Source organism: Stenotrophomonas sp. SbOxS2 (genome assembly GCF_013416715.1).
Lineage (GTDB): Bacteria > Pseudomonadota > Gammaproteobacteria > Xanthomonadales > Xanthomonadaceae > Stenotrophomonas > Stenotrophomonas lactitubi.
Genome location: NZ_JAAVXD010000004.1, coordinates 231,371 through 244,604 on the forward strand (window position 1 = coordinate 231,371; position 13,234 = coordinate 244,604).

General features: G+C 65.1%; 8 protein-coding genes and 1 riboswitch. Of the genes, 4 read left to right on the plus strand and 4 right to left on the minus strand.

All coding sequences use genetic code 11. The features are described 5' to 3' along the window. Nucleotides 1-3: 3 nt before the first annotated feature. The 3 genes from HFK18_RS09035 to thiC all read right to left on the minus strand — a co-directional run bounded on the left by HFK18_RS09035 (nt 4) and on the right by thiC (nt 5,204). Nucleotides 4-2,328: a winged helix-turn-helix domain-containing protein gene (locus tag HFK18_RS09035; RefSeq protein WP_180165908.1), complete on the minus strand. Its 2,325-nt coding sequence runs from the start codon at nt 2,326-2,328 to the stop codon at nt 4-6. A 259-nt stretch (nt 2,329-2,587) separates the two neighbouring features. Continuing rightward, nucleotides 2,588-3,259, minus strand: a complete 672-nt coding sequence (locus tag HFK18_RS09040) for an ion channel (RefSeq protein WP_180165910.1) — start codon at nt 3,257-3,259, stop codon at nt 2,588-2,590. Between the two features lie 100 nt (nt 3,260-3,359). Beyond that, on the minus strand, nt 3,360-5,204 hold the full coding sequence (gene thiC / locus HFK18_RS09045; RefSeq protein WP_180165912.1) for a phosphomethylpyrimidine synthase ThiC: 1,845 nt from the start codon (nt 5,202-5,204) through the stop codon (nt 3,360-3,362). Between the two features lie 93 nt (nt 5,205-5,297). Next, a riboswitch (TPP riboswitch) is annotated at nt 5,298-5,399 on the minus strand. A gap of 247 nt (nt 5,400-5,646) precedes the next feature. On the opposite strand from thiC, the gene HFK18_RS09050 reads away from it, so the two are divergent. Further along, nucleotides 5,647-7,224: a BCCT family transporter gene (locus HFK18_RS09050; protein ID WP_180165914.1), complete on the plus strand. Its 1,578-nt coding sequence runs from the start codon at nt 5,647-5,649 to the stop codon at nt 7,222-7,224. A gap of 574 nt (nt 7,225-7,798) precedes the next feature. On the opposite strand, the gene ggt is transcribed toward HFK18_RS09050, so the two are convergent. Beyond that, the gene (gene ggt, locus HFK18_RS09055; RefSeq protein ID WP_180165916.1) at nt 7,799-9,517 is read right to left on the minus strand and encodes a gamma-glutamyltransferase; all 1,719 of its coding nucleotides are present in this window, start codon (nt 9,515-9,517) and stop codon (nt 7,799-7,801) included. A gap of 688 nt (nt 9,518-10,205) precedes the next feature. Here ggt and ilvC point away from each other — a divergent pair. From ilvC to HFK18_RS09070, 3 genes are read left to right on the plus strand one after another with little or no spacing between them, the layout of a single operon-like run. Then, nucleotides 10,206-11,180, plus strand: coding sequence for a ketol-acid reductoisomerase (ilvC, locus tag HFK18_RS09060; RefSeq protein WP_099821015.1), 975 nt, complete (start codon nt 10,206-10,208; stop codon nt 11,178-11,180). Nucleotides 11,181-11,217: 37 nt separating this feature from the next. Continuing rightward, nucleotides 11,218-12,954 carry an acetolactate synthase 2 catalytic subunit gene (gene ilvG / locus HFK18_RS09065; RefSeq protein WP_180165918.1) on the plus strand — a complete coding sequence of 579 codons (1,737 nt, stop codon included), beginning with the start codon at nt 11,218-11,220 and terminating at the stop codon, nt 12,952-12,954. Next, nucleotides 12,938-13,189 (plus strand): ACT domain-containing protein, encoded by a 252-nt coding sequence (locus HFK18_RS09070; protein WP_089236730.1) that lies wholly within the window; start codon nt 12,938-12,940, stop codon nt 13,187-13,189. Before ilvG ends, HFK18_RS09070 begins: the two co-directional genes overlap by 17 nt. Nucleotides 13,190-13,234 lie beyond the last annotated feature (45 nt).

Genomic DNA, 13,234 nt, shown 5'->3' on the forward strand with positions numbered 1-13,234 from the left:
AAGTTACGAAGGCCCTTTTTCGTTCAAGATCAACAATTTGGAGAATGCAGGGAACAGCGCGGGCGGTTGTTCGGGCAGTCGCATCACGCCGATGTCGGCACCATCGCTGATGGCCAGGGCCAGGTACAGGCTGTTTCCGTCGGCACTGGCGCTGAGTCCATTGCCCGCGCTCAGGCGCTGCGCGTCCAGGCAGCGCTCCGCTTCCTCGCGTCCGGACTGGATACGGACAAGGGTCGTGCCGCAGCTGGCACTGCTGCCGAGGTAGTCGATACTGCCATTGCCGGCCACGGTCCAGGTCCGGTAGCGCCAACGGCTGGGCCGGTCCTCGCTGATCTGCTGCACGCTGGCCGGGGTCAATGCCGCGTCCACCGACCACAGCCCGCCGGCTGCCAGCCGGGTGAACAGCACACGCCCGGTACTGCGGTCGAAACGCGCCTGCGACACGCCTTCCAGGCTGGCCAAGCGCCGCCATGGCTGCGCGCTGCGGTCGAACAGGCTCAACCGGGTGTGCTGGTCGGCATCACGTTCAACCACCAGCAGCTGATCCGCGTCGGCGCCGTACAACGCCTGCAACGGCTGCTCGGCCGGAACCGGAAGGCGATGCAGCTGTTCGTCGCGCGGGGCGATCTCGTAGACCACGGCTTCGCCATGCTCATCGCGGCCCACCACCAGCAGATGCCGGCTGTCGGCCGACCAGTCGGGTGCCTGCCGTGCTTCCGGCTTCAACCCTTCGATCGGCCGCAGCGACTCCGGCCGCTGCATGTCGGCCCACCACAGCGCGAAGCTGCCGGAACGATCGGAACTGAACACCAGTTGCCGTCCATCCGGCGCCACCATCGGCTGCCCATCGCGGCCACTGGAGGCAAACAGACGCTCGCCTGCACCTCCCTGCGCCGGCATCCTGAACACGCCGAACTGCGCGCGCCGATGCACGAACGCCAGCATGTCGCCGCGGCGGGAGACCGCCGGCCACTGCGCATCGTCGAGCCCGGCGTCGCGCAGCGTGCGGCGCTCGACGTCGAGGTAGTACAGGCGCGCTTCGCTGTCCACGCGGCGACCGAACACGATATGTCGACCGTCGCCCAGCCATGCCCAACCGCGCAGCTCGGCCGATTCGGCCGTCAACTGCTCGGGCGTGCCGCCGCTGGCAGGCATCCGCCACAGGTCGCCCAGCTGAGGGTTGCGGACAAACACCAGCCATTTGCCATCCGGGGAATAGCGCGGGGCGTAATCGAAATCATCTTCGTCGACAGCGTAATCCAGCGCACGCCATTGGCCGGTGGCCAGATCGAGCACGCGGATGCCGCGATGGGCATAGCGACCGACCATGCTGCCGAAGACCAGGCCGCGGCCATCGGGTGTCCAGTCGAAACTGAGCAGCTCGGTGCCGTCGCAGCGCGTGGCCTGGCGCACGGCGCCGCCAGTGGCACTGGCGATCAATACCTGGCAGCTGTCATCGGCACCAAAGCGGGCGAAGGCGATTTCGCGGCCATCCGGCGACCAGTTCGGGAAACGGTCGCTGGCACCTGCCGGCGGTGAAAGCAGCTGGCGTGCGGGCGCGTTGCCGGAGGTCTGCACCTTGATGGCGTTGCCGCCCTTGCCGTCGTCGTTGGCGCCTTCGTAGGCAACCTGCGATCCGTCAGGCGAAAGTGTGGGATAGGTCTCAAAACCGGCCGTGGCGGTAATCAATCGATACGGTCGTTCAGGGCTTCCGATCACCCGCGTGCCGTTCTCCACTGCCGCGTCCACCGGAGAGTTCACCGGCGCCGGGCGGCGCAGCAGCAGCACGCTCAACACCACCAGTGCCAGCAGCATCACCACGCCCAGCGCCAGCAGCAGGCGACGGCGGAGGCGCCGCCAGCGACGGCTGCCGCGTTCAACCACGGGCGCGCCGACGGGGGCGACGGCATCCGGCGCAGGTGGCGGCGGTACAGACGATTCCTCGGCAGCCGCGATCGCATCGGTCTCGTGGTCCGCCAGCGGCTGCACCGGTACAAGCAAGCGGTAGCCGGTCTTGGCGATGGTCTCGATGTACGCCTGGCCGTTGTCGTCGTCGACGCTGAACGCCTTGCGCAGCTGGGTAACCGCCTGGGTCAGCACATCGTTGGTCGGCAGCGTGTCCGGCCACACTTCGGCGAACAGTTCGTCACGGGTCACCACCCGCCCGGGCTGCCGCATCAACATGCGCAGCACGCCCAGCGACTTGGGCGTCAAACGGCGTGTACGGCGGGCACCGGCGACTTCGACCTCACGCGAGGACAAAGTAACGATGCACTCGCCGACGCGGACGCGGTCGGATTCAGGCGACTGGATTTCGCTGTTGATCATTCGTTGCTATGGGGTTGAAACAGGCCGCAAACACTGTTCACCATCGATCCCTTCCCATCCTTGGCACAGCAAGAAGCCAGATTCCGCACAAAGCATCGGCGCATACCGCAAAAAAAACGAAGCCTCCGGATATTAGCCTATGCGAGTTACCTCGCCTATCGCGTGGTCGACATCAGGCTCTCTCTCGCCGACGCATTCACATAATACGCATCATCATTCGCGCCCTCTCGGGCGCGATATTTTTATCTGGCGTTCATTTTCAGAAGCGTTTCAGCATGGTCAGGCCGACCAGCCGCGAAACCACCAGCGCGACATACATGACGCCGGAAAACTGCTCCAGCATGACCAGCGCGCGGGCCTGCGGATGCAGTGGCACGACATCACTCAGCCCAACGCCTGACAATAAGCTGAAGCTCAGATAAAGCAGCTCCATCCACGTGCGCTGCGGCCCACCACTGCCGCCCTGGAAACTGCCCGGATACCACTGCTGACATACCGCAAAGGTAAAAGCGAATGCCCACGCCAACAACGTGAACGTGGCGCCGGCCGCAAACAGTTCGTCGCGGGTCACCTTGTGGTCCTGCAGCATGTAGGCGATCAGCGCACCCGCGGTATAGAAATACAGCAGGCTTTCCAGCAGTTGTGCGGTGATGCCCAGTGCCGGCCGGTCGAGCAGTGCCGCAGAGAGGGAAAACACCACCGCCGGGATGGCCAGCACCAACGCCAGCCAGGTTCCCAGCGGGCTGCGCTGCACCACCCACAGGGCCAGGCCGAGCACGGCCATGCCGAACACGCCTACGGCCGCGCGCCCGGCAGCGGTTTCGTCCAGCGCCGGGTACAGCAGTACCGACAGCAGCTGTGCCCCGAGCAGCCAGGCAGAAGGATGACGGCGGGCGATGGCCAGCCAGCGGGTGGTCACGGCAATGGGCATGGTTCCTTATCCCCAGGGAACGATGGGCCGAGGATAGCGGCGTGTCGGTGAGATGGGTGATGGGATGACGCCGGGCGTGGCCCGGCGCCGCCCTCTGCGATCAGCCCTGCTGGTACACCTCGGCGCCGGCTGCACGGAACTGCTCGGACTTCTCCTGCATGCCCTTCTCGGCGTACTCGCGCACGTCCTGGGTGATCTTCATCGAGCAGAAGTGCGGGCCGCACATCGAACAGAAATGCGCCAGCTTGTGCGCGTCCTTGGGCAGCGTCTCGTCGTGGAATTCCTTGGCCTTCTCCGGGTCCAGGCCGAGGTGGAACTGGTCGTCCCAGCGGAACTCGAAGCGTGCCTTGCTCAGGGCGTTGTCACGCACCTGCGCACCCGGATGCCCCTTGGCCAGATCCGCAGCATGGGCGGCAATGCGATAGGCCATGATGCCGTCGCGCACGTCCTGGCGGTTGGGCAGGCCCAGGTGCTCCTTCGGCGTGACATAGCAGAGCATGGCGGTACCGAACCAACCGATCATCGCCGCGCCGATGGCACTGGTGATGTGGTCATAGCCCGGCGCGATGTCGGTGGTCAGCGGGCCAAGCGTGTAGAACGGTGCCTCGCCGCACTCGCGCAGCTGCTTGTCCATGTTCTCCTTGATCAGCTGCATCGGCACATGGCCGGGGCCTTCGATCATGGTCTGCACGTCGTGCTTCCAGGCGATCTTCGTCAACTCGCCCAGCGTTTCCAGCTCGCCGAACTGCGCGGCATCGTTGGCATCGGCAATGCAGCCCGGGCGCAGGCCATCGCCCAGCGAGAAGGTCACGTCATAGGCCTTCATGATTTCGCAGATGTCTTCGAAATGCGTGTAAAGGAAGTTTTCCTTGTGGTGGGCCAGGCACCACTTGGCCATGATCGAACCGCCGCGGCTGACGATGCCGGTAACGCGCTTGGCGGTGAGTGGCACGTAGCGCAGCAGCACGCCGGCATGGATGGTGAAGTAGTCCACGCCCTGTTCGGCCTGTTCGATCAGGGTGTCGCGGAAGATCTCCCAGGTCAGCGCTTCGGCGCGGCCGTCGACCTTCTCCAGCGCCTGGTAGATCGGCACCGTACCGATCGCCACCGGCGAGTTGCGGATGATCCACTCGCGCGTTTCGTGGATGTGCTTGCCGGTGGACAGGTCCATCACCGTGTCACCGCCCCAGCGGATCGCCCACACCAGCTTTTCCACTTCCTCGGCAATACCCGAGGACACCGCGCTGTTGCCGATGTTGGCGTTGATCTTGGTGAGGAAGTTGCGGCCGATGATCATCGGCTCGCTTTCCGGGTGATTGATGTTGTTGGGCAGCACCGCACGGCCGCGGGCGATTTCCTCGCGCACGAATTCCGGGGTGATGATGTGCTGGATCGATGCGCCGAAGGATTCACCGGGATGCTGCTGCAGCAGTGCGGCATCACGGATCGCCTCCAGCCGCTGGTTCTCGCGGATGGCAACGAATTCCATTTCCGGGGTGATGATGCCGCGGCGCGCATAGTGCATCTGGGTGACGTTGGCACCAGCACGCGCGCGGCGTGGCAGGCTGCGCGCGGGGAAGCGCACCGGATCCAGCTTGGGATCGTGCTCACGCGCGCGGCCAAACGAAGAGCTGAGGCCGTCGAGCTGTTCGGTGTCGTTGCGCTCCTCCACCCAGCCGCGACGCAGTGCCGGCAGACCGGCAGACAGATCGATGCGCACGTCCGGATCGGTGTACGGGCCGGAGGTGTCGTAGACGGTGACCGGTGCGTTCTCTTCGCCACCGAACACGGTGGGCGTGCGGGTCAGCGCGATCTCGCGCATCGGCACCTGCAGGTCCGCGCGCGAGCCGGGCACGTGGATCTTGCGCGAGCCGGGTATGGGCCGGGTCACGGACTCGGAGAGTTGCTGGGCCTGTTGCTGCAGGGCAGAGAGCTGTGCGTTCATCGGGCATCGTCCAGAAAGGTCAGGGACGAAGCGGCGGCGCACTGCACCCACGCCCGGACAGCACCAAGGCAGTCCTTGGGCGGGGTCGGGGCACGGCTGCATTGCAAAGCTTCCCTACGCCGGTATGAGCCGGATCAGGTTCCAAGGGACTATCTCAACCGTGGCCACAAGGCCGCGGTACCCCCGCTTCTTGGTGCGCATTAGAACATAGAAACCACTCGGCCTCCTGGCCGTACACCCACGCCTGGCGTGGATCTACTACACCCGCGTTAACAGAACCGTGACGTCGTATTCAGTAACGTGCACGCGTGCCGCACCGCCGCAAGCGGTGCTTTCCCTGCCGCCATCGCGGCTCCTGTCCGGTGCGCGCACGCTGTCGCCGGCCCACTCCCTGCAAGCTTTTGCTCGCTCCCCTCAATCCCTTGATCGGAGAAGCTCCTTCATGGTGTTTCGCATTTCCATCGCACTGGTGCTTGCCCTGGTGCTGCTGGCCGGCCTCGCGCCTGACCCCTTCAATACCGTCGTGCAGGCGGCGCTGGCCGATGTCATCCGCAGCGTCGGTTGGCTGTACCTGCTGGTCGTATTCCTGGCACTGGTATTCCTGATGTACCTGGCGTTCGGCCGCTTCGGCAACCTGCGCATCGGTGGCGAAGACGCCGAGCCCGAGTTTTCGCGCGCCAGCTGGATGTCGATGCTGTTCGCTGCCGGCATGGGCATCGGCCTGGTGTTCTGGGGAGCGGCCGAGCCGATTTCGCACTTCACCAAGCCACCGGAAGGCCTGGCACCACAGAGCATGGATGCTGCGCGTGCGTCGATGCGCTATGCGTTCTTCCATTGGGGCCTGCATCCGTGGGCGATCTACGCGCTGATCGGTCTGGCGATGGCCTGGTTCCAGTTCAACCGCAATGGACGCGGACTGGTCAGCGATATGCTGCAGCCGATCATCGGCCGCCACCACCGCGGTTGGATCGGCCGCGTCGTCAACATCGCGGCGGTGGTTGCCACGGCGATCGGCGTGGCGACGACGCTCGGCTTCGGCACCATCCAGATCGCTGCGGGTGTGGAGCGCGTGTTCGGCCTGCAGGCTACGGTGCAGGTGCAGATGACCATCATCGCCATTGCCTTCGTGCTGTACATGGCCTCCACCGCCAGCGGCGTGGAGCGCGGCGTGAAGTGGCTGTCCAACTTCAACCTGGCGCTGGCGGCGTTGCTGGCCGCGACCGTACTGGTGCTGGGACCGACCGGATTCATCTTCGATACGTTCACCACCACGCTGGGTTCCTACCTAAACCAACTGGTGACCATGAGCCTGCGCATGTCGCCGTTCTCCGGCAGCACCTGGGTGGCCGACTGGACGATCTTCTACTGGGCCTGGTGGATTTCCTGGGCACCGTTCGTGGGCTCGTTCATCGCACGCATCTCGCGCGGCCGCAGCGTGCGCGAGTTCGTGATCGGCGTGGTGCTGGCACCGACGCTGCTGGGCTTCTTCTGGTTCGCGGTTTTCGGCGGCACCGCGCTGTGGGCACAGATCTTCGGCCACGCCGACCTGGTGCAGGCGCTGGGCAATGGCTACGAGACGGTGTTGTTCACCCTGTTCGACAGCCTGCCGGCATCGCTGATGCTGTCGGCGGTGGCGTTGGTGCTGTTGATGATCTTCTTCGTGACCTCGGCCGATTCGGCGGTACTGGTATTGGCCAGCATGTCCACCGACGAAGCCGGCGATCCGCCGCTGAAGCGCAAACTGGCGTGGGGCATCGCGGTCGCGTTGATCGCGGCGGCATTGCTGCTGGCGGGTGGGCTGGATGCGCTGCAGGGAATGATCACGATCGCAGCGTTGCCATTCGCTCTGCTGATGGTGCTGGTGATGGTGTCGCTGTACCGGGTGCTGGACCAGGAGTACACGCGCGAGCGCCGGCAGACGCAGCGCCAGCGACGCATGATCGATGCGTGGATCGCACGTGAGATGGCGGCGCAGGAAGAGACCCAGGCGGAGGCGGCGCGGGCGCAGGATTCGGATTGAGGGTGTTTTGCAGCCTGCGGCTGCACCGCTTTTTTCAAGCAACGGCAAGTGCAACTTCAAAAGCCAAAGCGGCTCTGGGTTACTGCTGGCTGGGCGAGGCGGTGTGGGTGGGCAGGACACGCCGTAAACCCATCCCTGGGGGCTCGATGGCGCCATCCATGGCGCCAACGGTCCTGCCCACCCACACCGCCCCACCCCCGACAGTTTCCCGCGGCCGGTAGGTGTCGACCTTGGTCGACACAATCTATCCACGCCATGCGTGGATGAGGTGTATCGGAAAACAAGAAGGGGTCGGATCCGTTTTCCTGCGGAAAACGGATCCGACCCCAACCATCAGCACGCGGCTGTTGCTGTTGCTGTTGATCTTCTTTCTTCTTCCTGCGGTGGCGGCCGCAGAAAACTGTCAGAGGCCGGGTGGGTGGGCTGGGCGGGGGTGTCAGCCGCATGGATGCGGCTGCCAAGCCTACAAGGACGTACTTGCGGCGTCCCCCGAACAGCCTACCCACCCGGCCCAACGAGCTATTCCGCTTCTGAACCCACCGCAGAGGGGGCTCAGCCCGGCGGCCGGGAAACCTCAATACCCCGCCGCCTGCCCATCCTTGCGACTCTCCGACGCGCCGTAATACACGCCCGTGTCCGGATCACGCAGGATCGCCTGGTAGCCGCCGTACGGACCATCGGCAAACACCACGCGGTGTCCCTTGCGCATCAGCGCACGCACTGTCTCGTACGGGAACCCGGTTTCCAGATTGACCTCACCGCCATCGGTCATCGCCGTCGCCTGTCCGGTCGGTTCGGTCGAGCCCTCGTGCTGGATACGCGGCGCATCGCCGGCTTCCTGCAGGTTCATGCCGAAGTCCACCAGGTTCATCACGATCTGCGCGTGTCCCTGTGGCTGCATCGCGCCGCCCATCACGCCGAAGCTTGCATAGGGCTTGCCGCCCTTGGTGATGAAGGCCGGAATGATGGTCTGGAAGGGGCGCTTACCCGGTGCGTAGCCATTGGGATGGTTCTTCTGCAGCACGAACATCTCGCCGCGATCCTGCAGGATGAAGCCAAGCCCCGGCGGCGCCATGCCGCTGCCCATGCCGCGGTAGTTGGACTGGATCAGCGACACCATCATGCCGTCGGCGTCGGCCACGGTCATGTAGATCGTGTCGCCCTCTTCCAGCTGCTTCGGCGTACCCGGCTGTACTTCCTTCAGCGCCTTGTCCATCGAAATCAGCGCGCGACGCTGCGCGGCGTAGTCCTTGGAAATCAGCTTCTGTACCGGTGCCGGCTGGAACGCCATGTCAGCGTAGAAGCGCGCGCGGTCGGCGAACGCCAGCTTCTTTGCTTCCACGAACAGGTGCACGTGCTCGGGCGAGCCGAACGGAATCTTCGAGAAGTCGTAGCCTTCCAGCACGTTGAGGATCTGCAGCGCGGCGATACCCTGGCTGTTCGGCGGCAGCTCCCACACGTCATAGCCGCGGTAGTTGCAGCTGACCGGCTCAACCCACTCGCCATGATGGTCGGCCATGTCCTGGTAGCTCAGATATCCGCCATTGTTCTTGAAGTAATCGCCGATGGTGTGGGCGATGTCGCCCTTGTAGAAGGCATCACGCCCCCCGTCGGCAATCTTCTGCAGGGTGTCCGCCAGATTCGGGTTCTTCCACATATCACCCTTGCGCGGGGCGTGGCCGTCGATGGTGAACTGCTCCTTGAAACCCGGATACTGCGACAGCTTCGGTACCGAGCGATCCCAGTAATAGGCGATCACTTCGGCCACCGGATGTCCTTCGCGCGCATAGCGGATGGCGGGGGCCAGGTTGTCAGCCATCGGCTTGCGGCCGAACCGGTCGTGCAACGCGAACCAGCCATCCACCGCGCCCGGTACCGAAACCGGCAGCGGACCGGTGGCCGGGATCTCCTTCAGGCCACGACGCTGGAACTCGGCCAGGGTGAGCGACTTCGGCGAGCGGCCGGAGCCGTTGTAGCCGTAGAGCTTCTGCGTCTTCGGGTCCCACACGATGGCGAACAGGTCGCCGCCGACGCCATTGCCGGTGGGTTCCATCAGGCCCAGCGCTGCGTTGGCCGCAATGGCGGCATCGACCGCCGAGCCACCACCCTTCATCACGTCCAGCGCGATCTGGGTAGCCAGCGGCTGCGAGGTGGCGGCCATCGCAAGCGGGGCGATCACCTCCGAACGGGTGGCGAAGGTGTGGCCGGTGATGCGGTCGGCAGCCTGGGACAGCACGGGCACGGCAGCCAGCACGGCAGCCACCAGCAGGGAACGGGCAAGGCGTCGGGACACGGTCGGGTTCCGAATGGAAGGGTGGTAACCGATCTTCGCTGCTACGGCGATCAGGGGCCATCGGGCATAGGTCATGGACGGCCGCCCTTCGGTGGCTGCGGATCTTGGTCCGCACCCAGCAAGACAGAATCATCCGGAATCCGCGCAAAAAACCCGTTGAAAAGAGTGAATTCGGGTTCACCGAAACACTTTCAGCGGCAACCATCCTTGTGCCACAAGCGATTGCACTGCATGCAGTGGAAACTGACAGGAATATCGCTGCGAGGGTTGACAGCGCCGAAACGGCTGTGGTTTTCTCGATCACATGTTGCATCACAACACGCCACCCCGAACCCACATTGAAGCCGCCGATACCGGCGCCGCCTCGCTGCGTTCGATTCTTGTGCTCGTACTTATTACCCAACCAACAGGTGCGGGACGAGCCAGCGTGTAAGCAGCAAATACACCGGAACTCTTCAAAACCCGCACCCGCCCAGGTGCGGGTTTTTTCATTTCAGGACCTGGTTTCAGACGCAACCACCATGACCAACGCCCATCGCACAACCCAAGCCCGCTGCACCACGAATCCTCGTGGTGGCAGTACCTGTGCGACGCGCGGCGCTGCCCTCCCCGCTTTTCCCTGACCGGCCGGTACGTCGATTCGACTGCCGGCCGTCTTTTTTCTTCCCACCCGCAAGGAACCTCCCCCATGAGCACCAACGAACTGCCCCAGACCAAGATCGCCGTCATCGGCTACGGCAGCCAGGGCCGCGCGCACGCGCTGAACCTGCGTGAATCCGGCTTCGATGTGGTGGTAGGCCTGCGCCCGGGCGGCCCCACCGAGGTCAAGGCGCAGGCCGATGGCTTCACCGTGAAGGCACCGGCTGATGCGGTGAAGGATGCCGACCTGGTTGCGGTGCTGACCCCGGACATGGTGCAGAAGAAGCTGTACGAGGACGTGCTGGCACCGAACATGAAGCAGGGCGCGGTGCTGCTGTTCGCGCATGGCTTGAACGTGCACTTCGACATGATCAAGCCGCGCGACGACCTGGACGTGGTGCTGGTCGCACCGAAGGGCCCGGGTGCGCTGGTCCGTCGCGAATATGAAATCGGCCGCGGTGTGCCGTGCATCTGGGCGGTCTACCAGGACAAGAGCGGCAAGGCCGCCGAGTACGCACTCGCCTATGCCGGCGGCCTGGGTGGCGCACGTGCCAACCTGATCCAGACCACCTTCAAGGAAGAAACCGAAACCGATCTGTTCGGTGAGCAGGCGGTGCTGTGCGGCGGCGCTTCGGCGCTGGTGCAGGCGGGCTTCGAGACCCTGGTTGAAGCCGGTTACCAGCCGGAAATCGCTTATTACGAAGTGCTGCACGAACTGAAGCTGATCGTCGACCTGTTCTACGAAGGCGGCATCTCGCGCATGTTGGAGTTCATCTCCGAGACCGCGCAGTACGGCGACTACGTCAGCGGCCCGCGGGTGATCGACGCCGGTACCAAGGAGCGCATGAAGGAAGTGCTGAAGGACATCCAGGACGGCACCTTCACCAAGAACTGGGTGGCCGAGTACGAAGCGGGCCTGCCGAACTACAACAGGTTCAAGCAGGCCGACCTGGAGCATCCGATCGAGAAGGTAGGCAAGGAACTGCGCGCCAAGATGGTCTGGTTGCAAGGTCAAGCCGCGTAACAACGCGGCACCCCCACCCGCTCTGCAAGGTTCCCCCATGAACTCTCCCACACACCGCAGCGCGCCGCCCAACGGCGCGCGCTGGCTGACCCAGGCGCTGGAGGCCGAGGGTGTCCGTACGCTGTTCGGCTACCCGGGCGGCACCATCATGCCGTTCTACGACGCGCTGGTGGATTCGTCGCTGAAGCACATCCTGGTGCGCCATGAGCAGGGCGCGGCGCTGGCCGCCAACGGCTTTGCGCGCGCCAGTGGCCAAGTTGGCGTCTGCGTGGCGACCTCCGGGCCGGGCGCGTCGAACCTGGTCACCGGCATCGCCGATGCGATGCTCGATTCGGTGCCGATGGTCTGCATCACCGGCCAGGTGGCCACGCCACTGCTGGGCACCGATGCGTTCCAGGAACTGGATGTGTTCGGCCTGACGATGCCGATCGTCAAGCACAGCTGGCTGGTGCGCAGCGTCGATGATCTGCCGCGCGTGGTGGCCGATGCCTTCCGCATCGCCCGCGAGGGCCGTCCCGGACCGGTGCTGATCGACCTGCCCAAGGATGTGCAGCTGGCCGATGCCAGCCACCTGCCGGCGCATGTGCCGGCCAGCGTCGAACCGCCGCCGGCCGCCGCCGACGCCGCCATCGCCGAAGCCATCGCCGCATTGGCCGCGGCCGAAAAGCCGGTGGTCTATGCCGGTGGTGGCATTGCCCTGGGCGATGCCGTGCAGGACCTGCGCGCGTTCGTCGAAGCCAGCGCCATTCCCACGGTGATGACCCTGCGTGGGCTGGGCGCGCTGCCTCCCCAGCACCCGCAGTCGCTGGGCATGCTGGGCATGCATGGCACCCGTGCAGCGAACATGGCCGTGCAGGAGAGCGATCTGCTGCTGGTGCTGGGTGCGCGGTTCGACGATCGGGCAACCGGCAAGCTGGCCGAGTTCGCGCCGTTCGCCCGCGTGGTGCACATCGATGCCGATGCGTACGAGATCTCCAAGCTGCGCAGCGCCGATGTCGCCGTGCCCGGCAACGTCGGCCACGCCATCCGCGCCCTGCGTGCGGCCTTCCCCTCCCCCAAGGCCCACCAGGACGCATGGCGCAAGCGCTGCGCACAGCATCGCGATCGCTTCGCCGCACGCTACGACGCACCGGGCCAGCACATCTACGCCCCGGCGCTGCTGAAGCGCCTGAGCGAGCTGGCACCGTCCGATACGGTGATCGCCTGCGACGTCGGCCAGCACCAGATGTGGGTGGCGCAGCACTGCCGCTTCAATCATCCGCGCAACCACCTGACCAGCGGTGCGCTGGGCACGATGGGCTTCGGCCTCCCGGCGGCGATGGGCGCGCAGTTCGCCTGCCCTGAGCGCACCGTGGTACTGGTGTCCGGCGATGGCAGCTTCATGATGAACGTGCAGGAGCTGGCGACCATCGCCCGCTGCCGCCTGCCGGTGAAGATCATCCTGTTGGACAACAGTTCGCTGGGCATGGTGCGGCAGTGGCAGGAGCTGTTCTTCGCCGAGCGTTACAGCGAGATCGACCTGTCCGACAACCCGGACTTCGTGGCCTTGGCCAAGGTGTTCGGCATCGCGGCGACGCGCATCGATGCGCGCGATGACGTCGAAGGTGGCCTGGCCGCACTGCTGGCCGAGCCCGGCCCGGCCCTGCTGCACGTGGCCATCGATGCACGCGCGAACGTGTGGCCGCTGGTGCCGCCCAATACCGCCAACAGCACCATGCTGGAAAGCAACCCTGCACATGCACGCCAGGAGATCCCCAATGCAATACCGGCTTGACCTGGTGCTGCAACCGGCCGAGGGCGCGCTGCTGCGCGTGATCGGCATGGCCGAACGCCGCGGTTTCGCACCGCGCGCGATCACCGGTGCGCCGGTGGCCGCCGACGATGGCCGTTGGCACCTGCAACTGGTGGTGGACAGCCAGCGCCCGCCGGAAACACTGTGCCGGCAGATGGAAAAGATCTACGACTGTGTTTCGGTGCAGATGACCGCACTGGAAGGAGTATCCGCATGAACGCCCGTACCGTATTCACCACGGTGCCGGTACGGAGGCGTCTTC

Coding starts and splice junctions, on each gene's coding strand:
- HFK18_RS09035 (WP_180165908.1), bottom strand. CDS start 2,328: ATGATCAACAGCGAAATCCAGTCGCCTGAATCCGACCGCGTCCGCGTC.
- thiC (WP_180165912.1), bottom strand. CDS start 5,204: ATGAACGCACAGCTCTCTGCCCTGCAGCAACAGGCCCAGCAACTCTCC.
- ilvG (WP_180165918.1), top strand. CDS start 11,218: ATGAACTCTCCCACACACCGCAGCGCGCCGCCCAACGGCGCGCGCTGG.
- ilvC (WP_099821015.1), top strand. CDS start 10,206: ATGAGCACCAACGAACTGCCCCAGACCAAGATCGCCGTCATCGGCTAC.
- HFK18_RS09070 (WP_089236730.1), top strand. CDS start 12,938: ATGCAATACCGGCTTGACCTGGTGCTGCAACCGGCCGAGGGCGCGCTG.
- HFK18_RS09050 (WP_180165914.1), top strand. CDS start 5,647: ATGGTGTTTCGCATTTCCATCGCACTGGTGCTTGCCCTGGTGCTGCTG.
- HFK18_RS09040 (WP_180165910.1), bottom strand. CDS start 3,259: ATGCCCATTGCCGTGACCACCCGCTGGCTGGCCATCGCCCGCCGTCAT.